This window comes from Pseudoduganella sp. jia 12, assembly GCF_055502675.1.
Map to the genome: position 1 here is coordinate 92356 of NZ_JBUXKP010000010.1, position 26234 is coordinate 118589.

22 protein-coding genes are annotated in these 26234 nt (G+C 69.0%); 15 read left to right on the forward strand and 7 right to left on the reverse strand.

Going from position 1 to position 26234, the window contains the following annotated elements:
• Nucleotide 1 precedes the first annotated feature (1 nt).
• The 5 genes from ACY65G_RS21535 to ACY65G_RS21555 form a co-directional block, all read right to left on the reverse strand.
• On the reverse strand, nt 2-625 hold the full coding sequence (locus ACY65G_RS21535) for a response regulator (RefSeq protein ID WP_464999340.1): 624 nt from the start codon (nt 623-625) through the stop codon (nt 2-4).
• A gap of 1 nt (nt 626) precedes the next feature.
• Complete coding sequence (locus ACY65G_RS21540; RefSeq protein WP_464999341.1) at nt 627-1376, reverse strand: sensor histidine kinase; 750 nt, start codon at nt 1374-1376, stop codon at nt 627-629.
• Between the two features lie 103 nt (nt 1377-1479).
• Nucleotides 1480-1884 (reverse strand): response regulator transcription factor, encoded by a 405-nt coding sequence (locus ACY65G_RS21545; RefSeq protein WP_464999342.1) that lies wholly within the window; start codon nt 1882-1884, stop codon nt 1480-1482.
• Nucleotides 1885-2003: 119 nt separating this feature from the next.
• Nucleotides 2004-2609: a response regulator transcription factor gene (locus ACY65G_RS21550; RefSeq protein ID WP_464999343.1), complete on the reverse strand. Its 606-nt coding sequence runs from the start codon at nt 2607-2609 to the stop codon at nt 2004-2006.
• Nucleotides 2606-3664, reverse strand: coding sequence for a sensor histidine kinase (locus ACY65G_RS21555; protein WP_464999344.1), 1059 nt, complete (start codon nt 3662-3664; stop codon nt 2606-2608). The genes ACY65G_RS21550 and ACY65G_RS21555 overlap by 4 nt, the downstream gene beginning before the upstream one ends.
• Nucleotides 3665-3835: 171 nt before the next feature.
• Here ACY65G_RS21555 and ACY65G_RS21560 point away from each other — a divergent pair, with 171 nt between their 5' ends.
• Nucleotides 3836-4516 carry a flavin reductase family protein gene (locus ACY65G_RS21560; RefSeq protein ID WP_464999345.1) on the forward strand — a complete coding sequence of 227 codons (681 nt, stop codon included), beginning with the start codon at nt 3836-3838 and terminating at the stop codon, nt 4514-4516.
• 9 nt (nt 4517-4525) lie between these two features.
• On the opposite strand, the gene ACY65G_RS21565 is transcribed toward ACY65G_RS21560, so the two are convergent.
• Complete coding sequence (locus ACY65G_RS21565) at nt 4526-7138, reverse strand: PepSY domain-containing protein (RefSeq protein WP_464999346.1); 2613 nt, start codon at nt 7136-7138, stop codon at nt 4526-4528.
• A 134-nt stretch (nt 7139-7272) separates the two neighbouring features.
• Entirely contained in the window at nt 7273-7728 is a 456-nt protein-coding gene (locus tag ACY65G_RS21570; RefSeq protein WP_464999347.1) for a DUF3224 domain-containing protein, read from the reverse strand.
• Between the two features lie 320 nt (nt 7729-8048).
• Here ACY65G_RS21570 and ACY65G_RS21575 point away from each other — a divergent pair, with 320 nt between their 5' ends.
• From ACY65G_RS21575 to ACY65G_RS21640, 14 genes are all read left to right on the forward strand, one after another.
• Nucleotides 8049-8402, forward strand: a complete 354-nt coding sequence (locus ACY65G_RS21575; protein WP_464999348.1) for a hypothetical protein — start codon at nt 8049-8051, stop codon at nt 8400-8402.
• Nucleotides 8403-8498: 96 nt separating this feature from the next.
• Entirely contained in the window at nt 8499-9728 is a 1230-nt protein-coding gene (locus ACY65G_RS21580) for a TolC family protein (RefSeq protein ID WP_464999349.1), read from the forward strand.
• Nucleotides 9725-10288, forward strand: coding sequence for a hypothetical protein (locus ACY65G_RS21585; protein ID WP_464999350.1), 564 nt, complete (start codon nt 9725-9727; stop codon nt 10286-10288). The genes ACY65G_RS21580 and ACY65G_RS21585 overlap by 4 nt, the downstream gene beginning before the upstream one ends.
• A gap of 56 nt (nt 10289-10344) precedes the next feature.
• The gene (locus ACY65G_RS21590; protein WP_464999351.1) at nt 10345-11412 is read left to right on the forward strand and encodes an efflux RND transporter periplasmic adaptor subunit; all 1068 of its coding nucleotides are present in this window, start codon (nt 10345-10347) and stop codon (nt 11410-11412) included.
• Between the two features lie 4 nt (nt 11413-11416).
• The gene (locus tag ACY65G_RS21595; protein WP_464999352.1) at nt 11417-14512 is read left to right on the forward strand and encodes an efflux RND transporter permease subunit; all 3096 of its coding nucleotides are present in this window, start codon (nt 11417-11419) and stop codon (nt 14510-14512) included.
• A 65-nt stretch (nt 14513-14577) separates the two neighbouring features.
• Nucleotides 14578-14952: a hypothetical protein gene (locus ACY65G_RS21600; protein WP_464999353.1), complete on the forward strand. Its 375-nt coding sequence runs from the start codon at nt 14578-14580 to the stop codon at nt 14950-14952.
• Nucleotides 14953-15272: 320 nt separating this feature from the next.
• A complete protein-coding gene (locus tag ACY65G_RS21605; RefSeq protein WP_464999354.1) occupies nt 15273-15590 on the forward strand; it encodes a hypothetical protein in 318 nt (105 codons plus the stop codon).
• A gap of 127 nt (nt 15591-15717) precedes the next feature.
• A complete protein-coding gene (locus tag ACY65G_RS21610) occupies nt 15718-17925 on the forward strand; it encodes an ATP-binding protein (protein ID WP_464999355.1) in 2208 nt (735 codons plus the stop codon).
• A gap of 42 nt (nt 17926-17967) precedes the next feature.
• On the forward strand, nt 17968-18174 hold the full coding sequence (locus tag ACY65G_RS21615; RefSeq protein ID WP_464999356.1) for a hypothetical protein: 207 nt from the start codon (nt 17968-17970) through the stop codon (nt 18172-18174).
• A gap of 154 nt (nt 18175-18328) precedes the next feature.
• Nucleotides 18329-18577, forward strand: a complete 249-nt coding sequence (locus tag ACY65G_RS21620) for a DUF378 domain-containing protein (protein ID WP_464975906.1) — start codon at nt 18329-18331, stop codon at nt 18575-18577.
• A 182-nt stretch (nt 18578-18759) separates the two neighbouring features.
• Nucleotides 18760-19293: a sigma-70 family RNA polymerase sigma factor gene (locus ACY65G_RS21625; protein ID WP_464999357.1), complete on the forward strand. Its 534-nt coding sequence runs from the start codon at nt 18760-18762 to the stop codon at nt 19291-19293.
• Nucleotides 19284-20213 (forward strand): DUF4880 domain-containing protein, encoded by a 930-nt coding sequence (locus ACY65G_RS21630; RefSeq protein WP_464999358.1) that lies wholly within the window; start codon nt 19284-19286, stop codon nt 20211-20213. Before ACY65G_RS21625 ends, ACY65G_RS21630 begins: the two co-directional genes overlap by 10 nt.
• A 79-nt stretch (nt 20214-20292) precedes the next feature.
• The gene (locus ACY65G_RS21635; protein WP_464999359.1) at nt 20293-22872 is read left to right on the forward strand and encodes a TonB-dependent receptor; all 2580 of its coding nucleotides are present in this window, start codon (nt 20293-20295) and stop codon (nt 22870-22872) included.
• Between the two features lie 47 nt (nt 22873-22919).
• On the forward strand, nt 22920-26216 hold the full coding sequence (locus ACY65G_RS21640) for an exo-rhamnogalacturonan lyase family protein (protein ID WP_464999360.1): 3297 nt from the start codon (nt 22920-22922) through the stop codon (nt 26214-26216).
• The last annotated feature ends 18 nt before the right edge of the window (nt 26217-26234 follow it).

Genomic DNA, 26234 nt, shown 5'->3' on the forward strand with positions numbered 1-26234 from the left:
CTCAGTGGACGATGTCGACGATGCCGCGCCGCACCGCCTCGCGCAGCACCTCGGTGCGGCACGATGCGCCCAGCTTTGCCATGATGTTCTTCACGTGGTATTTGACGGTGCCGGGCGCGATGCCGGCGGCCCGCGCGATCAGCTTGTTCGACAGGCCCTGCGACAGGAAGCGCAGCACGTCCAGTTCGCGGCCCGTCAGCGCGTCGTTGTCGAGGCGCGATGCGAGGCGCGTGGCCACGTCCGGCGGCACGTAGCGCCGCCCGGCGACGACGGCGTGCAGGCATTCGGCCAGTTGTGCCTCCGGGGCATCCTTGAGCAGGTAGGCACGGGCGCCGGCGTGCAGCGACCGGTACACGTGCTCCTCGCCATCGGAACCGGACACCATCACCACCCTGGCCTCCGGATGGAACGCGCGGATCGCCTGCAGCGCTTCCAGGCCGCCGACGCGCGGCATCATCAGGTCCATCAGCACCACGTCGGGCCGCATGCGGCGGTACAGTTCGATCGCATCGGCACCGTCGGCCGCCTCGGCGGTGACGGTGTAGCCGGGCTGGCGGGACACGACGCCGGCCATGCCGAGGCGAACAAGCGGGTGGTCATCGACGAGCATCACGGATATGGTCATGTCATTCTCCTGCGAGTGGAAGGGAAAGGGAGACGGTGGTGCCGCGGCCGGCGGCGCTGTCGACGTGCAGCGCGGCGCCGGCCAGGGCTGCGCGCTCGTGCATGCCGCCGATGCCGAAACCGGCACGGGGCTGGTGGGGATCGAAGCCGGTGCCGTCGTCGCGCACCTGCACCTGCACGCGGCCGGCACGGATACGCAGGCGGCAGGCGATGACACGGGCACGGGCATGCTTCGCGGCGTTGCCCACGGCCTCGCGGACGATCATCGCCACCTGCTCGCAGGCGGCCGGCGGCAGCATGGCATCGTCGTCGAGCTGCAGGCGCAGCCGGCTGCCGGCGGCCAGTGGCTGGCTGGCCAGCGCGGCGCGGATGGCGGCGGCGGGGCTGGCCACGCGTTGCGGGACCGGGATGGCGCCGCGCAGCTTGCGCACGAAATCGCGGGCGCTGGCCAGGCCCTGCTCGGCGGCCAGCATGGCCGTGGCGAGGCAGGCGGCCACCTGCGCCGGGTCGGCACTGCCGCTGGCGGCGCGCAGTTGCAGCAGCACGGCGGTCAGGTCCTGCAGCACGATGTCGTGCACGTCGCGGGCGCAGCGCAGCCGCTCGGCACGGAGCGCAGCGACCATGTCATCCTGCGCAGCGGCCATGTCATCCTGGGCGGCAAGCACATCGTCCCGGGCCGCGTCGACATCGTACGGCGTATCGTGGAGGCCGGGTATCGCGGCGGAAAGGCGGTGGATCGTCAGCTGTCTCATGGCTACTCGTTGGCTGGGAGTTGGTCGGCGATGCCGGCAGCATCATTCGCTGTGCCGCCGTTCATCGTGGAGAAAGCATAAGCCGCCACGCGGGTGGCGAACATCATACGTGCGTATGAGGCGGCAGGCAGTCGGGCGCGTCCGGGCCGGCCAGCGCGCGCTCGATGCAGCCGACCAGCGCATCGGCGCGGAACGGCTTGCCGAGCACGCAGGAGGCGCCCGCCTGCGCGGCACGGCCGCTGGCGCCATCCTGCAGGAACGCGCTGATGACGATGAAGGGCACATCGTCCGCACGGCTGCGCAGCAGTTCGAGCAGTTCCAGGCCGCTCATGCCGGGCATCTGGAGATCGGAGATCACCAGGTCGGCAGCGCAGCCGGCGGCGAGAAACGCCTCGGCGGAGGCGAACAGCCGGGCGCGCAGGCCCAGCGAGCGTACCAGGCTGCTGACAGCCGTACGCACCGAGGCATCGTCGTCGACGATGCAGACTTCCTGATCTGTATGGGACACGGGGGCTCCAGGTGGTGCAATCGGCAGGAGCTTAACGGGGGCGGCGAAGGAGGGAAATCATACGTGGGTATGAGGCGGTGTTGCGGAAGTTGCTGGAAAACCGGTGTCTGTCACCGGTTTTACCGGAGCGCCAGCGCCTCGGCCATGCGCACGAGGTCGGCGAAGGTTTTTGCCTGCATCTTCTTCATCGCCTGGCCGCGGTGGATCTTGACCGTGATCTCGCTGGTGCCCACCTCGGCGGCGATCTGCTTGTTCATCAGGCCGCGGGCGGCCAGCGCCATGATTTCGCGTTCGCGCGGCGTCAGCGTGTCGTAGCGTTGGCGCAGGCCGGCGTGCAGGGCGTCGCCGGCGCGGCCGGCCGCGTCGCGGGCGAGGGCCTGCCCGACGGCGTCCAGCAGCTCTTCCACGCGCACGGGCTTGGCGAGGAAGTCGACGGCGCCGGCCTTCATGGCGCGCACGGACATGGGAATGTCCCCGAAACCGGTCATGAACACGACCGGCAGCGCGCAGCCCTGCGCCTTCAGTTCGGCGTGCAGGTCCATGCCGCTGTGGCCGCCGAGGCGCACGTCCAGCAGCAGGCAGCTGTTGCGATCGTCCCGGCAGTGGCCGAGGAAGTCGGCGACGGAGCCGAACAGGGCCACGTCCATGTCCGCCGAACGCAGCAGGCTCGACAGGCCATCGCGCAGCGCGGCGTCGTCGTCGACGATATAGACCAGCGGCTTCACGCGGCAGCCTCGCGGGCCGCGGGCAGCAGGATTTCCAGCACGGCGCCGGGCCCGCCCGGCACGGCGCCAATACGGCCGCCATGGGCTTCGACGATCGAGCGGCAGATCGGCAGGCCCATGCCCATGCCATCCTGCTTGGTGCTGTAGAACGGCTCGAACAGGCGGCCGGCCCCGTCTTCGGGGATGCCCGGCCCTTCGTCGCTGACGGCGATGCGCACGCCGTTGGGATGCGGGGCGACGGCGAGGCGCAGCGTGCCGCCCGCCGGTGCCATCGCCTGCATGCCGTTCATGAGCAGGTTGATCAGCACCTGCTGCAGCTGCACGCGGTCGCCGGTCACGGCCGGCAGGCCCGCGGCGATGTCGACGACCAGCCGGGCGCCATGGGCGGCCAGTTCGCGCTGCAGCAGCGCCGCGCAATCGTGCACGATGCTCGCCAGGTCGACGGGGCCGAAGGCGGCGTCCGTCTTTTGGGCCAGCGTGCGGATGCGCCGGATCACTTCGCTGGCGCGGCAGGTATCGTCCAGCATTCTTTGCAGCGCGTGTTCCACTTCCTGCGGGTCCGGCTGCTGGCGGCGCAGCCAGCGCAGGGCCGCTTCGCCGTTGGCCGAGATCGCGGCCAGCGGCTGGTTTACCTCGTGGGCGATGGACGCGGCCAGTTCGCCCAGCGTGGTGACCCGCGTCACGTGCGCCAGTTGCATGCGCGAGTGCCGCAGCGATTCCTCGCGCTGCAGCAGCCGCGCCGTGGCCTGCGCGCCCGCATGGGCCAGGTAGCCGCTGATGCCGATCGCGGCCAGGCTGACGGCGCAACGGGCCAGCGAGGAATTGAGCACGCCGAACCAGCCGGTGATCAGGTGCGCGGCCGCCGTCAGCACGAGGCAGAAGGCCGTCACCGCCAGCACATGGCGTGGCGACACGTGCACGGTGGCCAGCACGACGACGACATACATGACGGCGATCGCGCTATCCATCGACGTGAAGGCATCGAGCGTGAAGATCGCCGCCGTCAGCAGCACGATGGCCCCTTTCAGGAAGGCGCTGCTCAAGGGTGCGGGCATGAAGAACATCACTGGTAGTTGGTTGCCGGCAGTATATGACGGCCGGTGGCCCAAGCGAACCTTCCGGTCGGCCGCCTCCCGCCAAAGGCAGAGGCGCGCATCGGAAGATCGGGGAAGAGGCCCGGCCATGGGCGCCGCCGCCGCCGCCGCAACGGTGCTATGCTGCCGCGCATGGAAAATCCCGACGCTACCCCCAGCACTCCCGACAGTGCTCCCGACAGTGCTCCCGGCAGTGCTCCCGGCAGTGTTCTCCCCCGTGACTCCTTCGTCGCCCCGGTCGAGCTGACGAAAGCTTACCGCCTGCTGAACCATGGGCCCACGGTGCTCGTGTCCGCGCGCCACGGCGGCGTCGACAACGTGATGGCGGCCGCCTGGGCCTGCGCGCTGGATTTTAGCCCGCCGAAAGTGACCGTGGTGCTGGACAAGGCCGTCGCCACCCGCGCCCTGGTGGAGGCCAGCGGGATGTTCGTGCTGCAGGTGCCGAACGCCGCCCAGGTCGACCTGGTGCAGGCGGTCGGCACGCTGAGCCTCGGCGATGCGCCGGACAAGCTGGCCCGCTGCGGCGTCGAGCTGTTCGCGGTGGAGGGCATCGACGCGCCGCTGGTGGCCGGCTGCTCCGCATGGCTGGCGTGCCGGCTCGTGCCGGAACCCCACAACCAGGCCGCGTACGACCTGTTCATCGGCGAAGTCGTTGCCGCATGGGCCGATACGCGCGTGTTCCGCGGCGGCCACTGGCATTTCGAGGATGCCGGCCCGCGCTGGCGCAGCCTGCACTACATCGCAGGCGGCCAGTTCTACGCGATCGGCGAGTCGCTGCAGGCCAGCGCCACGGCGCAGGCTTCACAGTCTTAATTTGCAGCCTTAATACACGTCGCGGCGGATGCGGCCTTCGGCCGCCAGCAGTTCCACGGTGTCGCGGCCCAGCAGGTCGGCCAGCGCGGCATCGACGCCGCCGGCCATGCCATGCAGGCTGCCGCAGACATACAGCACGGCACCGTCGGCGATCCAGGCGCGCAGCGCATCGCCGCGCGCGCGCAGCCGGTCCTGGACATAGCCCTCGCCGTCACGGGAAAACACCAGGTCGAGTTCCGGCAGGAAGCCGGCCGCGGCCCAGCGCTGCACCTCGTTCGCGCAGATGCTGTCGAACTCGCGCTGGCGCTCGCCGAACAGCAGCCAGTTGCGCCGCCGGCCGGCGGCCACGCGGGCGCGCAGGTGGCCGCGCAGGCCGGCCAGGCCTGAGCCGTTGCCAATGTAGATGCACGGCACATCGCCGTCGATTGGCGCGAATGCCGGGTTGGCGAGCAGCCGTGCCCGGACCGCCGTGCCGGCTGGCGCGTGGGCGGTGAGCCAGCCGGACGCGAGGCCCAGGCCCTGCTCGTGCCGCACCTGGCGCACCAGCAGTTCCACGGCACCGTCGGTGGGCAGCGACGCGATCGAATAGCGGCGCGGCGCCAGCGGCTTGAGCGTGGCCGCGCAAGCTTGCGGGGAAGGGAAGGGGTGGCTGGCGACCGGCAATTCGCTGGCGGCCAGCCGGTGCGCCAGCGTGCCTTCGCCTGCTTGTGCCGTGCCGTCGAGGCCCGCCTGCGCCAGCCATGCCTGCACGACCGGTGCGGCGTGGCGCGCTTCGATCTCGACCAGCGCACCAGGCTGCCAGCCGGACGCTTCGCCTACGAGGCGCACTTCATATAGTGGAGCGCCGAGGCTTTCCGGATTCAGCAGGGTGCGCCCCGCGAGCGTCCAGTCCTGCCAGGGCGGCTCGTCGGCCGCGGGCGCCTCGGCCAGCGGCGCCGCGCCCAGGCAGGCCAGCGCGGCGGACCAGCGCGTGACCGCCGCCTCGTCGCCATTGTCCACTTCGACCGGCGCGAACAGCCGCGTGCCGCCCAGCGCGGCCAGCCGGTCGTCCAGCGCACGGCCGAAGCCGCAGAATTGCGCATAGGCGCTGTCGCCCAGCGCCAGCACGGCATAGCGCAGGTGCGGCAGCCTCCCCGTGGCGTCGGCCAACTGGCGGGCAAAGCGGCGCGCGCCATCGGGCGGCTCGCCTTCGCCATAGCTGCTGGCCACGAACAGCGCCTCGCGGTAGCCGGCGAGATCCCGTGGCGCCAGTGTGGCGACGGCGCGCACGTCGGCAGGCGTGCCTGCGGCCCGCAGCGCGGCGGCGGTGCGCAGCGCGAGACGTTCGGCCTGGCCCGTCTGGCTGGCGTAGGCCACGAGGACCGGATCGATGCCGGGCGCCGCGGGCGGGTAGCCCGCGCCGTGCAGCGATGCCAGGCGGGTGCGCTCGGCCCGCGCCGCGCGCGCCTGGCGGCGGCGCTTCAGGTACAGCATCCAGCCGGTGACGGCAAAGCCGGGCAGCGCCAGGCTCGCCAGCATCATCGCGATCCGGCCCGGCAGGCCGAAGTAGGTACCGATATGCAGCGGGTAGATCGTCGTCAGTGCCCGCGCACCTGCCGGTTTCGCCGCGTACGGTTCGTTCTTCGTCAAGGTGCCGTCCCGCGCGATCGTCATGGCGCTGCGGGCCCTCGGATGGGGCGCGTCGGCGGGCAGCCAGGCGACCTGGATCGGGTCGTGCGGCTTGTCGGTAAAACGCAGGAACGCCATCTGCCAGCCCGGCGCCTGTTGCTGGAACGTGTTCCAGGCCGGCGCCAGGTCGACGGGAGCTGGCCGGCTTTTTTGCGCGCCCGGTTTACGTTCTGCGGGTTTCGCCGCCGCTTCGCGCGGGGCGCGCTTGACGCCGGCCCAGCCGTCGACCGTGCTCCTGACCGCGTCGAATGCCCAGTAGGCTCCCGTGAGGGTGAAGATGACGTAGGCGACCAGCGCCCACGTGCCGGCCACCGAATGCAGCGCCCACAGGAACGAGCGGCCCTTCAGCCGGGTATCGAACATGAGCCACGTGCGCCAGTTGCCCGCGTTGCGCGGCCAGCGCAAGTACAGGCCGGACAGGGCCAGGCCCAGCAGGCACAGGGCCAGCGTGCCCGTGACGGGTTTGCCCGTCTCGCGGCCCAGCAGCAACCACCGGTGCAAGGATTCGATCCATTCGAATGCCGTCTCGCCGGTCAGTTCCGGCTGGACGGTGCCCGCGTACGGGTGCACGTAAACGGACTCGCCGCGCGGCTGGCCGGGCAGCGCCGCCAGCCCGACGCGGGCCGCGGTGCCGGGTGCCGAATAGACGATCACCGACGTCACGCGCCGCTCCGGATGGGCAGTGCGCACGGCCTGGGCTACCTGCTGCGGCGCCAGCGACGGTGCGTTTCGCACCGGCACATGGCGCACACCGGGGTTGGCCAGGTCGAGCATCTCGTCCTTGAACACCAGCAGTGCGCCGGACAGGCCGATCACGATCAGCACGGTGCCGGCCGTGATACCGATGAACCAATGCAGCTGGAACCACACCTGTTTCCAGGTCGGCAGGATGAGGCGGCGGGCGGTGACGGGTGTCGGGGACGGACCGCGGGCGGGAAGGAGATCGCGTTTCATGGAGGGCGTGGTGCACGCCGCACCGGGGGCATGAGGTGGCGGCTGGGTTGGGATTGACGGGCATTATAGGCGCAAACCACAGGAATGAGAATCATTCCTGTTTGCGTCAGTTGCCGCGATGGCCGGGCGGCGTCTCAGCGCGACGGCAGGGTGTAGCGTAGCGTGTAGTAGTGCTGCTTGCCGTCGATGTCGATCGTGGCCTCGCCCGCGATGCCCGCCAGTTCGCCGGTGCCCGAGCCGGGCGCGATCACGATCGCCAGCTCCTGGCGGCCGGCCTGCATCGTGCCGGAGTGCTGCATGACGAAGCTGCCGCGGCGCCCCGCCAGCGTTCCGGTAAAACGTTCCAGCGCGACATAGCCGGCGCTGCCGGTGGCCGGGCTGCCGGCCGTCAGCATCTCGCCTTCGCCCGTGCCGGCCAGCGCGCCGTGGAAGGTCTTCGTGAATGTCATGCGGCCGCGGCTGTCGTCCGCGGTTGCCGGCGTGCCGGGCGACGGCGTGACCTTCACGTCGAATGTGCCTTTCACTTCGGTGGGCTGGGATGGCGTGAGGGCCTGCCCGGCGGCGAGCGCGATGGCGGCGATGGTGTTCATGGGAGCTCCCGTGGTCGATAATGCCGCTACTGTAATACGGTGGAGCGTCGGCGGAACGGAAAAACGCCAGCGTGGCCGTTCGACACGGCGCTGGCGGAGCAGGAGCGTGTTTTTGGCATACGCTTGCGCGCCGGGGGGCGCGGCCCTGGTCACTATTGAAAAGGTCGTGATGCCGGTTTTGCGGTAAGCGTCGTCTGTACACCGTCGAGGCTGGCTGTCATTGTCGCAATATGGCCGCAGCCATTCATGGGGGCTGCGTTGCGCGATAGTGCCCGCCATTCCTGCTGCTATAATCTGCGGCTTTCAAGGTACGTCTTTTCGTGCGCCACCTGCTCTGTATCCTGCTGATGCTGTGCCTGCCCCTGCAGAGCTTCGCGCTGCAGTGGGAGCATGTGCTCGCCGGTGAAACGACGCTGGCGCACGAAATCGAGCACGATCAGCATGTCCAGCATCATCACGACGACGACGGGGCCGTTCATTACGACAACTCCGACGAATCGGCCAAGCACGGGCAGGACCACACCTGTTCACCGCAGCCAGCCACCATCCTGCTGCCGTCGCTGGCCGGCCGGCCTGCACAACTGATCTCCATCGTCCGTCCCGACGGTCCGGCCCCGATGCCGGATCCCTTGCTGGACTGTCCACACCGACCTCCTTCCGCAACCCTCGGCTGAGCCGCCGGGGGAACACTGCACATTTCATTTGGCGCGGCGTAACCGCGCACCGTGCGCATTCCTTTGGCGATGAGTTAACTCACCCAAGGAACATCGATGCGTATTTCACGCTTGCCCTTTTATATGGCGGCCGCTGCCTGCATGCTGCCGTCCCTGTCGAACGCGCAGAACGCGCTCGCAGAACCTGCCTCGACGACGTTGCATGCCCTGGTCGAAGCCGCCTGGCAGCGCTCGCCGTTGGCACATACCCTCGGCGCCCGCCAGCAGGAAAACGCCGCAGCGCGCGACGTTGCCGCGTCATGGCTGGCCGCCGCCCCGACCCTCGGTGTATCGGACCGCGCCGATCGATGGACCGATCGGCGCAATGCCCGTGAGACGGAACTGTCCCTGTCGGCCCCCGTCGTGCTGCCTGGCCAGCACGGCGCTCGTCGGCAGCTGGCTCAACGAGCTGCCGAAGAACTCGATGCCCAGTTGCTCCAGGCCCGGCTGGCCATTGCCGGGGAGGTGCGCATGCGCCTGTGGCAAGCGGCCGCTGCGCGCGAAGTACTGGCCGAAAAGAATGACCATCTGCACCATCTGGAAGCATTGGCAACCGACGTTGACCGCCGCGTCAAGGCGGGCGACCTGGCCCGCAGCGATGCCTTGCTGGCAAGGCAGGAAGTGCTGGCGGCCACCACGGATCTTGCGCTGGCGCGCGGCCGTGCCGGCGAAGCGCTGGCCCGCTTTCGCCTGATCACCGGTGCGTCCGCGCTCCCCGATATGGCGCCGGAGCCGCTGCCGGTTGAAAAGCCGGCAACGGACCATGCACGGTTGCGAGCAGCGCAGGCTGCCGAGACGCGCGCGCGTGCGGCCGTCGAACTGGCCTCGGCCAGCCGGCAGGCATCGCCTACCGTCGCGCTGTCGATGCGCCGCGAGCGCGATGGCGACATGCCCAGCGTAGACCGCAGCATCGGCATCGCGCTGCAGATCCCGCTCTCGGGCAAGCTGCGCAACCGTCCGGCCGAAACACTGGCAGGTACCCAGCTGGCGACTGCCTCCGCCGAGCTGGTGCAGACCCAGGCCATCGTGGACACCGACCTGGCGCTTGCGCAGGACCAGCTTGCCAATGCGCGCGCTGCACTGGATGCCGCCACAGCCCGCGCCGCCGCGCTGCGCGAACACACCGCGCTGTTCGAGCACGCATTCCGCCAGGGCGAGAAGCCGCTGGCCGATCTGCTGCGTTCGCGCGCGCTCACTCACGAAGCCGAAGTCGCCGTCCGCCAGCAGCGCATTGCGTTGGCGCTCGCCCACGCCCAAATGAATCAAGCCTCTGGAATCCTCCCATGAAACGCCTTCTTCCTCTTCTGCTGGCATTGGCCGTCGCCATGCCGGCGCAAGCTTCACCCGGTGCCCATGGGCCGAACGGCGAACACCTCGATGGCCCTGCTGCGGCGACAACGCCGGGCAGTGTGCCGCGTGTCGAAACGTTCACCGAGCTGTTCGAGCTGGTTGGCCACTTGTCGGGCGGCGAGCTGTCCGTGATGATCGACCGTTACGAGACCAATGAACCCGTCCTTGGCGGAACGCTCGAGGTGGAATACAAGAACCTCAAGGCACGCGCCAAGTTCCATGCCGACATGGGCGATTACGCGATCGACGACGAGAAGTTCCTGCAGGCGCTGTCCGTCCCCGGCAAGCATGCGCTGCTGTTCACCTTCACGGCCGGTGGCGAAAGCGACCTGCTCGAAGGCACGCTGGAGGTGCCAGTCCCCGCGGCCCACGAACATGAGCATGGTGACGGACATGGGCACCGCTGGTGGTGGCTCGGGGTCTTGCCGGTCATCGCCATCCCGGCCGCGCTGATGGTTCGTGCACGGCGCCGCGGTGCGAAGGAGGCGCGGGCATGAACTTTCGTCTGAACTTCCGACATTTCCCAGCCGCATTGGCCTTTGGACTGCTCGGCATGCACCATGTCCATGCGTCTCCCGGTGCCCACGGCCCGAACGGGGAACACCTGGACGGGCAGGCGACGACGTCCATCAGCGGCCTGGCCCGCCTGCCGGACGGCAGCGTGAACGTCCCCAAGCTGGCCCAGCGCCGCATGGTCATCCGTACCGTCAAGGCGGTGGAAGGCGAGCATCCGCAGACGATCGAACTGAACGGGCGCGTGACCATCGACCCCAACGCGGGCGGCCGCGTGCAGGCACCGTTCGCCGGCCGCATCGCACCGGGACCACGGGGCTTGCCGACCGCTGGTCAAACGGTTCGCAAGGGCCAGGTACTGGCCCGGCTGGCACCGGTGTCCAGCGCGGTGGAACGCGGTAATCAGGAAGCCACGCTGGCCGACTTGCGCGCCATGCGCGGCCTGGCCGAGCGCCGGATCGTCCGGCTCGAGTCCCTGGAAGGCACCGTACCGGCGAAGGAAGTCGACGCGGCGCGCGCCGAGCTCACCAGTATTCTCGGCCGGGAAAAAGCGGTAGCCGGCACGGTGCGCGGCAGCGAAGCCATCGTGTCGCCGGCGGATGGCATCATCGCCAGCACCCAGCTGCTGGCGGGCCAGATCGTCGACGCCCGTGACGTGCTGTTCGAGATCATCGATCCCGCTCGCGCACTGGTCGAGGCAAGCACACCGGACGTGACACTGGCATCGCGCATCGCCACGGCGACGCTGCCGGCCGCCCCCGATGCCAAACTGGCTCTGATCGGTGGCGGACGCAGCCTGCGTGACGGAGCGTTGCCGATCAGCTTCCGCGTAACCGGCAAGGCATTGCCGCTGGCAGTAGGCCAGCCGGTGTCCGTGCTGGCGAAGCTGAATACGACCGTGAAGGGCATCGTCCTGCCAGCCGAGGCCCTGGTGCGCAATCCAGCGAATGAAACGGTGGTGTGGATCAAGTCCGGGGCGATGCGTTTCATTGCGCAACCAGTGGAAGCGCGCCCGCTCGATGCCCGCGCGATCGTCGTTACCCGCGGACTTTCCGCGGAGAACCGCGTGGTCGTCTCCGGCTCCTCGCTGATCAACCAGATCCGGTAACGCCATGTTCAATGCAATCGTCCGTTTCAGCCTGCACAACCGGCTGCTGGTCCTGGCTGCCGCCGTGCTGCTGATGGTGTACGGCGCCATCACGGCCCAGCGCACCCCGATCGACGTGTTCCCGGACCTGAACAAGCCGGTCGTCACCGTGCTGACCGAAGCCGGCGGCATGGCACCGGAAGAAGTGGAGCAGCTGGTGTCGTTCCCGCTGGAGACAAGCCTTAACGGCATGCCCGGCGTGACCCGCGTTCGTTCCGTGTCCGGTGTCGGCCTGTCGATCGTCTACGCGGAGTTCGACTGGGATACCGACGTGTACCGCAATCGCCAGCTTGTCGCGGAACGGCTATCGCTGGTACGCGAACAACTGCCTGCCGGCGTCAATCCAGTGATGGGGCCGGTGTCATCGATCATGGGCGAGATCATGCTGATCGCACTGCCCATCGACCTGGCCAGGACCGATCCGATGAAAGCGCGCGAGTACGCCGATTTCGTCTTGCGCCCACGACTGCTGTCGATTCCCGGTGTCTCGCAGGTGATTCCGATCGGTGGCGACGTGCGCCAGTTGCGCATCGAGCCCGACACGGCCCGCATGGCGCAATATGGCATCACGCTGGGCCAGGTGACCGGTGCGCTGCAGGGATTCGCATCGAACACCAGCGGCGGCTTCATTGACCTGAACAGTCGTGAGTACCTGATCCGCAACCTGGGCCGCACCACGCGCCTGGAAGATGCACGCGGCCTCCCGGTAGCCTATCGCAATGGCACGCCGATTCTGCTCGACCAGGTTGCGCAGGTACGCTACGCCGCCGCGTTCAAGCGCGGCGACGCCGGCATGAACGGTCGACCCGCCGTGATCGTCAGCGTCCAGAAGCAGCCAGCCGGCGACACGGTGCAGCTCACGCGCCAGATCGAGACTGCGCTGGCCGAGCTGCGCCAGGGGCTGCCCGCCGGGCTCTCGGCACCCGAGATCCTGTTCCGCCAGGCCGATTTCATCGAGTCGTCGATCGGCAACGTGGTCGAGGCACTGCGCGACGGTGCCATCCTCGTCGCGGTCATCCTGTTCGCTTTCCTGCTGAGCGCACGCAGCACCGTCATTTCCCTTGTCGCGATCCCGCTGTCACTGGCCGTGACCGCGCTGGCGTTCCACCTGCTGGGGCAGTCGATCAACGTGATGACCCTGGGCGGGCTGGCGATCGCGGTCGGCGAGCTGGTGGACGATGCCGTGGTCGATGTCGAGAACATCCTGCGCCGCTTGCGGCAGCGGCCGGAAGGCACTTCCGTGCTGGAGACCATCTGGCGCGCCTCGGTCGAGGTCCGGTCCGGCATCGTCTATGCCACCGTGATCGTCGTGCTCGTGTTCGTGCCGCTGTTCGCCTTGCCCGGTATCGAAGGCCGGTTGTTCGCACCGCTGGGCATCGCCTACATTACGTCGATCCTGGCATCCATGCTGGTCTCGATGACGGTCACGCCTGTGCTCGCGATGGTCCTGCTGCCCCGCATGAAGCGCTTGCAGCATGGCGACAGCCCGCTGGTGCGCTGGCTCAAGCGGTACGACGAACGGCTGCTGGACTGGTCGCTGCCGCGCGCGCGCGGCGTGCTGGCCATCGCCGTCATCGCCGTTGTTGCCGCAGCGGCCTCGGTGCCGTTCTTCCCCCGCGCGTTCCTGCCGGCGTTCAACGAGGGCTCGCTGGTGATGGGCATGACATTCACGCCCGGTACGTCGCTGGCGGAAGCAAACCGGATGGGCGCGCTGGCCGAGACCCTGATCGGGCAGGTGCCGGAAGTGATCAAGGTGGGTCGTCGCACGGGCCGCGCCGAACTGGATGAACATGCCGAGGGCGTGCACTCGTCCGAGATCGACGTGGACCTGAAACCGACGGAGCGCTCGCGCGACCAGGTCATGGCGGCGATCCGCGCGCAACTGTCCGTCATCCCTGCAGCGGTGGCCATCGGCCAGCCGATCTCGCACCGGCTCGATCACCTGTTGTCCGGCGTGCGCGCGCAGGTCGCGCTGAAGATCTACGGCGACGATATCGACACGCTGCGTGGCCTGGCGGAAACACTGCGCAAGCGGCTTGCCGGCGTACCGGGGCTGGTGGACTTGTCCGTGGAGCGGCAGGTGCTGATCCCGCAGATCAAGATCCGCGTGGACTACCGCAGGGCGGCACAGGCCGGTCTCTCGGCGGGGCAGGTGCTCGCTTCGATCGAAGCCATGTCCGAAGGCACGAAGGTAACGCAGGTCATCGATGGCGCGCGCCGCTACGATCTCGTCGTGCGCCTGGCCGATGCGCATCGTACGCCGCAAGACCTGGAACGGCTGATGCTGGATACGCCGTCCGGCCGCTTGCCGCTGGCGTCGATCGCCACCGTCGAGGAAAGCGATGGTCCGAACCAGATCGGCCGGGAAAACGGCCGGCGCCGTATCGTGGTTTATGCGAACACGGACGGCTCCAGCATGTCGCGCATCATTGGCGACGTGCGAAAGGTTGTCGCGGTCACGGCATTGCCGGGAAGCTATTTCATCAGCATCGAAGGCCAGTTCCAGGCGCAGGAAGCGGCACAGCGCCTGATCGTCGGCCTGTCGCTTGCGTCGCTGGCACTGGTGTTCCTGGTGCTGTACACACGCTATCGTTCCGCCATCCTGGCGTTGGTGATCATGGCCAACATCCCTTTTGCGCTGGTCGGCAGCGTGGCGGCGATGTGGCTGGCCGGCGTGTCGCTGTCGGTTGCATCGATGGTGGGATTCATCACATTGGCCGGTATCGCCACGCGCAACGGCATCCTGAAGATCAGCCACTACATCAACCTGTGCAAATTCGAGGAGGAATCCTTCGGCTGGCCGATGATCGTGCGCGGTTCCCTGGAGCGGTTGACGCCCGTGCTGATGACGGCACTTGTCGCGGCGTTCGCGTTGCTGCCGCTGCTGCTGGCGGCCGACGCGCCGGGCAAGGAAATCCTGCATCCGGTGGCGGTCGTGATCTTCGGTGGGCTGGTCAGCTCGACGCTGCTCGATTCCCTGCTGACGCCACTGATCTTCTGGCTGGTCGGCAGGAAGCCTTTGGCCGCCGTGCTGGCCCGCACCGGCGGGGAAAGTTATTGATACAGGGTCCGGCGGTGGCGCCCACTGTGAAGGCCGCCGCATTACTTAATACAATGGAGCATGCAATGAAGAAAATCGCAGCAATGATGGCCCTGGGCCTGGCAATGGCGGTCAGCGCGCCGGTCGTCGCCCATGAGAGCCCGGCCAAGCACGGCGGCATTGTCAAGAGCGCCGGCGACCTGTCGTTCGAGCTGGTCAACAAGGATGGCAAGGTCACGGTCTATGTGGACGACCACGGCGAGGCCGTGACGACGGCGGGAGCCACCGGCACGCTGACGGTCCTGAAGGGTACGCAGAAGTCGGAAACGACGCTGGCCGCCGGCTCCGGCAATACGCTGATAGCGAAGGACGACGTGAAGCTCGAAGCCGGCAACAAGGTCATGACACGGGTGACGCTGCCGAACAAGCCTGCCGTCAGCGTACGTTTCGCCATCAAGTAACGCGCCTCGCCGACGGGTCATGCGCCCGCCGGTACACAGACGGATCGTCATTCAACGAGGTGACGCTTGCGCGCTGCTGTTTGCGCGCTGTTGTTTGCAGCGCTGCTGGCGGGCGTCACGTCCGGTTCGCAAGGCAGGCCCAGGTCGACGGCAGCGCTCCGGCCTGCGCCGGTCGACCCCTCGAACAGGTCGCGGTATGCTGGATGGAGGATTACGCCCTCTTCGGTTCAGGAACAGCCTGATAAATAAACTGTCGGGTAGTACTATTGCACCGCTGGCCAATCAGGTCCAGCGTTCACTGAACGCTCATGGAGATCGACATGAACCTGCCAACAATTGCATGTGCGCGTGCCGCCAGAGACGGCGGCATTCAAGCAATGGCCACGCTGGATTGCGCGTTGAGGAAGGCATTATCAGGGCTGTCTGACGAGCAAGCCCATGACGTGAAGCGCACTTTTGGTTGGATCATGGGCGAAATCGTCGAAAAGATCATCAACCCGGCCGTTCATGCCTTTCCGGAACTGGCACCTGATGAAACCGAATGGGCCGACATCGTTTCAGGGCACGCAACCCACCTCCACGCGCACGCTGGAGAGGCGGCGACGGACTCGCCGCCGGCGTCGGAGAGCGTCGTGTAATCAGCCCGAGCGGCAAAGGCCAGCGCCAAGTGCGACTTTTCTTGTCCGCCACGCCGTTCCCGAGACCCGCAGTCCAAGGGCGGAATGCCCGCTATAATCCGCGTTTCTATACAGCCGGGCCCGTCTCATGATCCTTCGCCGCGGCGTCACCCTCAGCCTGCGCCACCTGTTGATCCTGTTGACGGCGATCGGCTTCCTGCCGCTCGCGCTGCTGGGCACATGGGGCCTGATGACGGCGGCTGGCGTGCAGCAGCGCGAACAGGACCGGTCGATGCTGGAACTGGCGCGGGCGTTGTCCTCGGCCGTCGACGCCGAGCACGATGGCGCGGCCGCGGCGCTGACCGGCATGGCTCGCACGCCGCACCTGCAGGCCGGCGAACTGGGCGCGTTCCACGACGTGGCGAAGCGGCAGGCAGCGGCCCAGACCGGCTGGCTGGGCGTGATCCTGTCCGACCAGGCCGGCCAGTCCGTATTTCGCACGATGGCGCCCTTCGGCGCGCCCGCGTCGCCGGTGGCCGACCCCGCCAGCCTCGCCCGCGCGGTGGCGACAGGCAAGCCCGTGGCTGGCAGCGTCACGCGGGGCAGGGGCGGCCGCGCGGCCTTCCCCGTGCGCGTTGCCGTCGACCTGCCCGAGGGCCGCCGCTACGTGCTGTCGGCCGTCATCGCGCCGGACCGCATCGTCAACGTGATCCGCCGCCAGCGCGCACCGGGCGACTGGGTGATCGCCGTGATGGATGGTACCGGGCGGCGCGTGGCGCGCTCGCGCGACCATGAGCGCTTCCTCGGCGGGGCGGCCAGCCCCGGCCTGCAACGGCTGTTGCGCAGCGGGGCCGAAGGAACCGGCGATTCGCACACGATCGAGAACGTGAAAGTGCGCACCGCCTTCACCACGTCCACGCGCTGGGGCTGGTCCGTGGTCGTCAGCGCGCCGACCGCGTCGCTGCGGTGGCCGCTGCTGCAGGGCGCACTGGTCTACGCGGCCGGCCTGGCGCTGACGCTGGTCGCCTGCATCGCGCTGGCGTCGCTGCTTGCGCGCCGCATCGTGCGCCGCATCGACTGCCTCGTGCAGCAGGCGGCCGCGCTCGGGGCCGGCAAACCGGTCGAGGTCGAGCCTTCGCGGGTGCGCGAAATCGAACAGATGGGGCAGGCGCTGGCCGCCGCGGCCGCCGCGCGCGACCGGCACGAGCGCGAGCGCTCCAGCCTGCTGGCGTCGCTCGAGCGGGCCGTTGCCTCGCAGGAAGAGGCGCTGGCCGAGGCACGCGAAGCGGGCCGGGCCAAGGATGAATTCCTGGCCGTGCTGGGCCACGAGCTGCGCAATCCGCTCAGCCCGATCGTGGCATCGCTCGACCTGATGGACCTGCGCGGTGAAACGGGCGCGCAGCGCGAGCGGGCCGTGCTGCGGCGCCAGGTGGCCCACCTGAAGCGGCTCGTGGATGACCTGCTCGACGTGTCGCGCATCGCTTCGGGCAAGCTCGCGCTGGACTTGCGGCCGGTCGACCTGGCCGACATCGCGCGGCAGGCCGTGGCCGCCGCGGCCGGCATGGAGGTGACGCTAGACGCGCCGGAATCGCTGTGGGTGCTTGGCGACGACAGCCGGCTCGCACAGGTGCTGGGCAACCTGCTGACGAACGCGGGCCGCTTCGGCGGCGGGGCGGCGGCCGTGACGCTGTCGGCCCCAGCCGGCGCGGATGCCGTGCAGGGCATGGCCCGGCTGGCTGTCAGCGATCGCGGCAGCGGCATGGCGCCCGAGCTGCTGGCGCATGTGTTCGAACCTTTCTACCAGGCACCCCAGCAGCTGGCGCGCCGCACGGGCGGCCTGGGACTGGGGCTGGCCATCGTGCGCAAGATCGTCGAGCTGCATGGCGGCCGGGTGACGGCGCACAGCGCCGGCCCGGGGCAGGGCAGCACGTTCGAGGTATTCCTGCCCCTGGCGCAATGCGGGCAGGCCCCCGTGGCCGCGTCCGATGTACCGGTGCCGCAAGGCTTGCGGGTGTTGCTCGTCGACGACAACGAGGATGCCGCGCGGGCCAGTGCGCTGATGCTCCAGCACATCGGCCTGGACGTGCAGGTGGCGCACACGGCGCACGAGGCGCTGGCGGCCTATGGCGGCCATGGAGCCGATGCCGCGCTCCTCGACATCGGCTTGCCCGACATGGATGGCTACGCGCTGGCCGTGGCGCTGCGCGAGGCGGCGGGCGGCAGGGCGCTGCGGCTGGTGGCATTGACGGGCTATGGCCAGAAGGGCGACGTGGCCCGTGCTCTCGATGCCGGCTTCGACTTGCACCTGACGAAACCGGCTTCGCTCGCCGACCTGCGGCGCGCGCTCGCGGCCTGATTTCGTGTACCATTCCTCGTTTATTTGACTGGATACGGCATCATGGCGGAACGCGGCACACCAAGGTCGCGCGCTGACGCAACGACGGCTGCGCGTGTGGAAGATGCACTGAAGATTGTCGAGGCCGATGGCATCCATCCGGCCCTGGAATTCATGCAGCGGGCCGGCGTCCCGCGCGAGATCGCACTGCGTGTGCTGTGCTCGCCTTTATTTCACCGCCATGGCGAACGCCGCCGCAATCCCAGGTAACTGCCGCGTTGCGGCTTGCATCGCGCATCCCGAAGCTAGGCGCATTCCTACGTCGCGCAGGATACGCCGCTGACTGGCGTGTCGCATCCATCATCCTACAATGGGTTCGGCTCGCATCCAGCGGGTCCCTGCAACCTGACTCAAGGAGTAGCTGATGGCAACGATGAATACCGGCTCGGCCGACGTGGTCGCGCACAAGGCCTTGAACGCCGTGGACTGGATCGCGATGGTGCTGCTGATCGTGGGCGGCCTGAACTGGGGACTGGTCGGGCTGTTCCAGTTCGACCTGGTCGCCGCGATCTTCGGTGAACAGACGACCGCTTCGCGTATCGTCTACGCGCTCGTGGGCCTGTCCGCGCTGTACGGGATCTACCTGGCCGCGAAGAAGCTGCCGAATCACTGAGCGGCGACCCCGCCGCGAGCCGGAGCCGCGCATTGCCGCCGCTCCGGTTTTTTCATGCCCTCTCCCACGATGCCGCAATGGCAATTTCCGACGAAGCATAGTCGGAATGCTTCGTTCTGTTCCGTCGCCGGTCCTTTTATATTGGAAACGCGGCCATGTGCCCGCCTTTCCAATATTGACCTATGACCGCCGCATCCCCACACCCCGAACCCCTTGCCCTGCGCAACGCCATGCTGGGCAGCGAATTCAAGCGCAGCTATGGCTGGCTGACGGCCAGCATGCACCGCCTGGTCGGTTCCCGCAACGACGCCGAAGACCTGGCCGCCTCGACCTTCACCGAACTGGCCGCGCTCGACGACGTGCGCCACATCCGCCAGCCGCGTGCGCTGCTGACGACGATCGCGCGCCGGCTGGCCTTTGAATTCTGGCGCCGGCGCGACCTGGAGCGGGCCTACCTGGCCGAACTGTCCCTGCGCCCGGAAAGCCATGGCGCCTCGGCCGAAGAGATCTGCATGACGGTCGAGGAAATCGTGCGCATCGATGCCGCGCTGGCGAAGCTGTCGGGCAAGGCGCGCGAAGCGTTCATCCTGAGCCAGTTCGAGGACATGGGCTACGCGGAGATCGCGTTGCGCCTCGATGTGTCGGTCAGCATGGTGCGCAAGTACGTGGCGCAGGCGCTTGCCGCCTGCTGGCCGGGAACGGAAAAATGCGCGTGACCATGGCCGGGCGCAGCCGCGCCGAACGCACGGCGATCGACTGGGAAGTGACGCTGCGCGATCCGGGCGTGGACGACAGTGCGCTGCGCGCCTTTCGCGCGTGGCACGACGGGGCGCCGGAACACGCGGCCGCATGGACGTCGCTGCAGGACAGCTTGCGAATGGGAGGGCGCGACGGCAGCGCCGTCGCGCGAGCCCTGCGGCACCCCGTCGAGGAACGCCGCCGTGCGCTGCGGGCCGGGTTCGGCATGGCCCTGCTGGCCTTCACGGGCGCCGGCGGCTGGAAGCTGGCGCATGAGATGGGCTACGACGCCACGTGGCGCAGTTCCACGGGCGAACGTGGCGCCGCGACCCTGGCCGACGGCTCGGCGCTGCGCTTCGATGCCGCCTCGCACATCGACCTGGTCCAGGCCGCGGACACGCGGCTGCGCCTGCGGCAGGGGCAGCTGCTGGTGCGCTCGCGCGGGCCGCTGACGGTAGCGGTGACCGTGGCCGGTGTCGATGCGGCGATCGATTGCCACGGTGCCGAACTGTGCGCCGGGCGCCTGGGGCGGCGCGGCGTGGTGGCCGTGCAGGGTGGCGAAGCACTGCTGCGCCTGCCGGGCCGCGCCCCCGTGGCGCTGGCTTCCGGTACGGCAATGACGTTCGATGAAGGCGGCGCCATGCCGTCCGCGCTGTCGTTCAACGCAACGGCTGGCTGGACACGGGGCATGCTCGTGGCCGACCGCCTGCCGCTGGCGGACCTGGCCGACGCTGTCGGCCGCTATCACCGCGACATCCTGCGTGTGAGGGGCGCGGCGGCCGGCCACGTCATCAGCGGCGTGTTCCGGCTCGCCGACCTGGAAGGCGCGTTGCGGCAAGTCGCCGCGGCGTTGCCGGTGAAAGTGGCGCGCTACGGCATGCTCACCATCGTCGAATGAAAAATATTTTCGTTTTCCACTGACGCTTTTCGCATCTCGCCGCACAAGGGGATTACCAACGACATTCATGAGGTATCCCTTGCACAAGCATTCCAGGCATTTCATCGCGCTGGCCGTCCTGGCCACCCTTCCCGCACTCCACGCCCATGCCCAGGCCCAGGCGACACACCAGGATTACCGCCTGCCCACGGCACCGATCGAGCAGACGCTGCTGACGATCGCGGCCGACACCGGCGTGGCGCTGGCCTACGATCCACGCCTGCTGGGGGGCGCCCGTTCGGCGCCCGTCGTCGGCCGCTTCAGCGCGACCGAGGCGATCTCCCGCGCGCTCGACGGCAGCGGCTTCGAGCTGGCCCCGAACGCCGGTGGCGCGTTGACGATCCGGCGCCGTGCCGCGGCGCGGCCGCAGGGGGCTGCCGCGCTGCCGCTGCTGAAGGTGTCGGCCCCCGCCGCGCCCGCCGTGCCGGCCATCGCCGCCGCGCAGCCGGCGGCCACGATGGCCACCGTGACCGTCAGCGGCACCCGCCAGGTGGCCAGCGCGGGCGGCGCGGACGACCCCCGGCGAACGCCGACGTCGGCGTACCGTATCGGCGGGAATGAACTGGACGAGCAGAACGTCACCACGCTGGAGGAATTGCAGCAGCTGGTGCCGGGGCTGAACATCCAGAGCACCGATCCGTCGGACATGCAGATCACGATCCGCGGCGTGGGCGATGGCGGCGGCCAGGCTTCGGGCGACGCGAACATCGGCATGCCCAGCGGCGTGGCCGTCTATCTCGATGGCGTTTACCTGGCCCGGCCAGGCATGCTGTCGAGCCTGGGCGATATCGACCATGCGGAAGTGCTGAGCGGCGCCCAGGGCACGCTGTTCGGCGCGAACGCCACGGGCGGCGTGGTGAACATCGTGACGAAATCGCCCACGTTCGTGCCCGAGGCGGGCATCACCGTGTCGGCCGGGCAGCGCGGCTACCAGCGCGTGCGCGGCGTCGTGTCCGGGCCGCTGTCGGAGCATTGGGCAGGGCGCCTCAACGTGGTGCGCAGCAATGCGGATGGTGCCGTCACCAACCTGCGCACGGGGAACAGGCTCAACGGCGGCTCGTCGAACGGCGCGCGCGGCCAGCTGCTGTACCGTGGCGGCGAGCGGTTCACCTTGCGCCTGTCCGCCGACTACAACAACAGCAACAGCGAACCGACGTCCGTGCTGGTGGCCACGCACGCGGTCAATGGCCGCGACACCTACCTCACGCACGCGGCGGCGGCTGGCCACAACGTGGTGTTCGGCCCGAACGTGGACCTGGACGACGAGAACCGCATCCACGTGGTGCAGGGCGGCGTGTCCGCGCTGGCGGAGTGGCAGCTGGCATCCGGCTGGCGGCTGCGCTCCGTCACGTCGCTGCGCTATTTCCACTCGCAGCCGACGATGGCCGACGGCCTGTCGGTGCGGGTCTACTCGAATACGGGTACCGAGGTGCGCGACAAGACGTGGTCGCAGGAAGTGCGCGCCGATTCGCCCGCGGGCCGCGCCGTCGAATACGCGCTGGGCCTGACGTACCTGGGGCAGCATGCCGAGACGCTGGCGCACACGCGCTATGCGAACACCACGGTGCCGGCGCTGTGGCTGGACAGCACGGCGTTCCGCAACCTCGACGTCATCCGCCTCGGCCTGGTACGGGACCGCATGCTGTCGCCGTTCGCGCAGGGCACGCTGCACATTGGCGATACCGTCGACATCACGGCCGGCGTGCGCGCCAACGTGCAAGAGAAGGGCGGCAGCTTCATCCGTTACAACCGCGTGCCGTTCAATTCCGGCTACCTGGAGGAAAACCACACGCTGCCTTCCGGCACGCTGGCCGCCACCTGGCGCACGGCGCCTGGCTGGAGCGCCTACGCGGCCGCATCGTACGGCGAGAAATCGGGCGGCCTGAACATTTCCGCGGGCGCCGCCCGTCAGGCCGGCCTCGACTCGCTGTACATCAAGCCGGAAAAGACGAAAACGGGCGAGATCGGCGTGAAAGCCAGCCTGGCGGGCGACCGGCTGGCGTTGAAAGGCAACCTGTTCCTGACCGAGATCAGCGACTTCCAGACGCAGGGCTACAACCCGGACGACCAGCAGGTGTACCTGCTGAACGCCGGCACCTTCATCTCGCGCGGCGCCGAGGCCAGCGCGCGCTGGGCGCCGGACCGCAACTGGCGCGTCGACGCGGCCGCCGTGTGGAACGACACGTACTACACGCATTACGACGATGCCCGCTGCCCGCCCGAGGTGACGCTGGCGCCGAACCCGCCGCCGTCGTGCAACCTCACCGGTTCGCGCGTGTTCAATGCGCCCAGGTTCACGGCCAACGCCAGCGTGCGCTATGGATGGACCGGCGACAACGGCCTGCGCTCGTTCGTCTCCGCCCGCTACGCCTACCGCAGCTGGATGTTCGGCACCGTCGACACGTCGCAATTCACGCGCGTGCCCGGCTATGGCCTGGCGTCGTTCGCGGCCGGCACCGAAGGCAAGGCGGGCGCGGGAGAGTGGAACGCCGCCATCTGGCTGAACAACGCGTTCGACAAGACCTATTACAAGCGCCTCGGGAACGGCGACTACGGCGCCGTGTCCGGCTGGCTGGGCGAACGTCGCACACTCGGGGTCACGCTGGGCTATCGGTACTGATATCGCACCCTATACAATCCAGTCGCGCAACACGAACAGGGAGACCGATGGACCGCCGCAACTTGCTGAAACTCACCGCGCTGCTGGCCGGCGCACCGACGATGACGATGCTGCCGGCGCGCGCCGCAAGCCAGGCCGCGACGGCGCCGCCGCCCGGGACGGCGCTGCGCTGGCTCGATGGCGCGCCGCCCGCCAGCTTCACCGGCGCCACGTTCGGGGTGCCCTGGCCGCAGGGCCTCGTGCCGCGCGCCAGCGGCTTTGCCATCCGGGCAGCGGCGGGCGGGGCGGCGCCGGCGCTGCAGTCCTGGCCGCTGGCTTATTGGCCGGACGGTTCCGTCAAGTGGAGCGGGCACGCGATCGGCGGCGGCGCTCCGGCGTCCGGCTATGACCTGCTGCCCGGACCAGCGGCACCGGCCGGCGCGGGAATGGCAAGGCACGACGACGGCGGCATCGTCGTCGATACGGGCAGGCTGCGCGCCCGGGTGCCGGCCAAAGGCGGCAAGGTACTGGCCGGGGTGGCGCTTGCCGGCCACAGGCTGCTCGGCGACGGCGAACTGGTGCTGCTGACCGATACCGTCGGCGACGGCGAGGAAGGCAAGGAAAGCACAATCCGGCGCCAGCGCTGGCAGGGCGAGGTGGCACGGGTCGACGTCGAGCAGGATGGTCCGGTCCGCACGGTGCTGAAAGTGACCGGCGCGCACCGGGCGGACGACGGTGCGGCGCTGCTGCCGTTCACGCTGCGCCTGGAATTCCACCGCGACAGCGACGCGATCCGCGTCCTGCACACATTCGTCGTCGACGTGGATCCCGCGCGGCTGGACGTGCGCGGCATCGGCCTGCGTTTCGGCCTGGCGCTCGATGGCGCGCCGCACGACCGCCACGTGCGCTTCGTGTCGGACGCTGGCGGCGTGTTTGCCGAGAGCGTGCGCAGCCTGACCGGGCTGCGCCGCGACGTGGGCGACGCGAACGCCGCCGCGCAGGTGGCCGGCCGCCCGCTGCCGCCGGTGGAAGAGCTGCCGCAGGCCGTGCGCGACGGCCTGCGCTACGTGCCCGCGTTCGGCGACTACCGCCTGGTGCAGCCGAACGCGGACGGTTTCACGATCGCCAAGCGCACGGCAAAGGGCCATGGCTGGATCCCGGCCGCCGGCGGCACCCGCGCCGGCGGCAGCGGGTATGTGGGCGGCGCGAAGGGCGGCGTGGCGTTCGGCGTGCGCAATTTCTGGCAAAGCCATCCCGGCCAGCTCGACATCACGGGTGCCGCCGGAGACGACGCGGCCGTCACGCTGTGGCTGTGGGCGCCCGAAGCGCCGCCGATGCAGCTGCGCTTCTACCACGACGGCATGGGTCAGGACACGCATGCGAAACAGCGCGCCGCACTCGACATCACCTACGAGGACTACGAGCCCGGTTTCGGCACGCCCCACGGCATCGCGCGCACCAGCGAACTGGCACTGCAACTGCTGGCGGCCACGCCGGCGGCGGCCGACCTGGCCGCGATCGGCCGGCGCATCGCCGAGCCGCCCAGGCTGATGGCGACGCCGGAGCGCCTGCATGCGGCCGGCGTCTTCGACGACTACTGGGCCCCCGCAGGGCAGGGGGGAGAACGTGCCGGGCCGCTCGAAACCCGGCTGGCACAGCTGTTCGATTACTACGAAAAACAGGTCGAGCAGCGGCGCTGGTACGGCTTCTGGGATTACGGCGACGTGATGCACACCTACGATCCACGGCGCCACCAGTGGCGCTACGACGTGGGCGGCTTCGCCTGGGACAACTCGGAACTGTCCACCGACATCTGGCTGTGGCATTACTTCCTGCATTCGGGCCGTGCCGACGTGTTCCGGCTGGCCGAGGCAATGACGCGCCACACGGGCGAAGTCGACGTCCATCATATCGGGCCGTTCGCCCCGCTGGGCACGCGGCACGGCGTGCAGCACTGGGGCGACAGCGCCAAGCAGCTGCGCATCTCCACCGCGATCAACCGCCGTTTCATGTATTACCTGACGGCGGACGAGCGCATCGGCGACCTGCTCACCGAGCAGCAGGAAGCGGTGCGTCGGCTGCGCGACATCGTCCCCGGCCGCAAGATCGGCCAGCAGGCGGCGGCCGGCGCGAACGAGGCCAGCGTGGGCTTCGGCACCGACTGGGGCGCCATCGCCGGCGCCTGGTACACGGCCTGGGAACGCACCGGCGACAAGGCCTGGCGCGACCGGCTGCTGGCCGGCATGGCCACGATCGCCGCGCAACCGCACGGCTTCTTCACCGGCAGCGCGATCATGAACCTGGACACCGGGGCGTTCCGCATCGACACCTCGGGGAAGATTGCCGTCTCGCACCTGTCCGCCGTGTTCGGATTGACGGAAATCTGCGCCGAGTTGCTGCGCACGTTGCCCGAACCGGCCTTCCGGGACGCGTGGCTGCGCTACTGCCGGCTGTACAACGCCACGCCGGCAGTGCAGAAGGCGGCGCTGGGACAGGACCTGGGCAAGCTGAACCTGTCACAGGGCCATGCCCGGCTGCTGGGGTATGCCGCCGCGCAGGCGCGCGATCCGGCGGCGATGAAAGAGGCCTGGCGCCTGTTCGAGGCGGGCAAGGCGGGCCTGCGCGACGCCGACTTCGCGATCCGCCGCGTGGCGCGGCCGGCGGTACTGGACGATCTCGACGAGGCGCCGCGCCTGTCCACCAACGGTGCGGCGCAATGGGGGCTGGGCGCACTGGGCCTGCTGGCGCTCGATGCCCGGGCCGCGCCGCCCGGCCCCGTATTGGTGCAGGATGACTTCAGGGTCTTCGATGGCCGCCGCTGGCGCGTGGAAGCGGAACAGGGCGACCCGCGCGACGTCGTCACGGTGAAGGACGGCACGCTGCTGCTGGACACGCGCGCCGGCCTCACCGTGTGGCTCGACCAGCCGCTCGACGGTCACTACGAGATCGCCTACACGTGCACGGTGCTCGACGAGGGCAAGCCGGGCGACCGCGTGTCGGACATGAACATGTTCTGGCAGGCGCGGATGACGCGGCCGCTGTCGGGCAGGCTGGCCGACTACGACCGCGTGCCGATGTTCTACGCGGGCATTGGCGGCAACCACAATACGACGACCCGTTTCCGGCGCTACGACGGCAGCGGTGAGCGGATACTCCTGCAGGAATATATCGACAGTCCATACCTGCTGCGTGCCAATCACCCCTGCCGGGTGCGGATCGTCGTCGATGGCGCCGGCACCCGGCTGTACGTCGACAATGTGCAGTATTTCGCGTCCCGCCAACGGGTTGGTGCCGGTCTGTTCGGCATCCGCACCACGCTGTCGCGGCAGCGGATCAGCGATTTCGCCGTGTTTCGTTTGGCATGAGCCCCTTGAAACGAACGA

Excerpts from the sequence above, each read along its gene's own strand:
- ACY65G_RS21535 (WP_464999340.1), bottom strand. The coding sequence starts at position 625 with ATGACCATATCCGTGATGCTCGTCGATGACCACCCGCTTGTTCGCCTC.
- ACY65G_RS21540 (WP_464999341.1), bottom strand. The coding sequence starts at position 1,376 with ATGAGACAGCTGACGATCCACCGCCTTTCCGCCGCGATACCCGGCCTC.
- ACY65G_RS21555 (WP_464999344.1), bottom strand. The coding sequence starts at position 3,664 with ATGCCCGCACCCTTGAGCAGCGCCTTCCTGAAAGGGGCCATCGTGCTG.
- ACY65G_RS21560 (WP_464999345.1), top strand. The coding sequence starts at position 3,836 with ATGGAAAATCCCGACGCTACCCCCAGCACTCCCGACAGTGCTCCCGAC.
- ACY65G_RS21565 (WP_464999346.1), bottom strand. The coding sequence starts at position 7,138 with ATGAAACGCGATCTCCTTCCCGCCCGCGGTCCGTCCCCGACACCCGTC.
- ACY65G_RS21570 (WP_464999347.1), bottom strand. The coding sequence starts at position 7,728 with ATGAACACCATCGCCGCCATCGCGCTCGCCGCCGGGCAGGCCCTCACG.
- ACY65G_RS21580 (WP_464999349.1), top strand. The coding sequence starts at position 8,499 with ATGCGTATTTCACGCTTGCCCTTTTATATGGCGGCCGCTGCCTGCATG.
- ACY65G_RS21585 (WP_464999350.1), top strand. The coding sequence starts at position 9,725 with ATGAAACGCCTTCTTCCTCTTCTGCTGGCATTGGCCGTCGCCATGCCG.
- ACY65G_RS21590 (WP_464999351.1), top strand. The coding sequence starts at position 10,345 with ATGCACCATGTCCATGCGTCTCCCGGTGCCCACGGCCCGAACGGGGAA.
- ACY65G_RS21595 (WP_464999352.1), top strand. The coding sequence starts at position 11,417 with ATGTTCAATGCAATCGTCCGTTTCAGCCTGCACAACCGGCTGCTGGTC.
- ACY65G_RS21600 (WP_464999353.1), top strand. The coding sequence starts at position 14,578 with ATGAAGAAAATCGCAGCAATGATGGCCCTGGGCCTGGCAATGGCGGTC.
- ACY65G_RS21605 (WP_464999354.1), top strand. The coding sequence starts at position 15,273 with ATGAACCTGCCAACAATTGCATGTGCGCGTGCCGCCAGAGACGGCGGC.
- ACY65G_RS21610 (WP_464999355.1), top strand. The coding sequence starts at position 15,718 with ATGATCCTTCGCCGCGGCGTCACCCTCAGCCTGCGCCACCTGTTGATC.
- ACY65G_RS21615 (WP_464999356.1), top strand. The coding sequence starts at position 17,968 with ATGGCGGAACGCGGCACACCAAGGTCGCGCGCTGACGCAACGACGGCT.
- ACY65G_RS21620 (WP_464975906.1), top strand. The coding sequence starts at position 18,329 with ATGGCAACGATGAATACCGGCTCGGCCGACGTGGTCGCGCACAAGGCC.
- ACY65G_RS21625 (WP_464999357.1), top strand. The coding sequence starts at position 18,760 with ATGACCGCCGCATCCCCACACCCCGAACCCCTTGCCCTGCGCAACGCC.
- ACY65G_RS21630 (WP_464999358.1), top strand. The coding sequence starts at position 19,284 with ATGCGCGTGACCATGGCCGGGCGCAGCCGCGCCGAACGCACGGCGATC.
- ACY65G_RS21640 (WP_464999360.1), top strand. The coding sequence starts at position 22,920 with ATGGACCGCCGCAACTTGCTGAAACTCACCGCGCTGCTGGCCGGCGCA.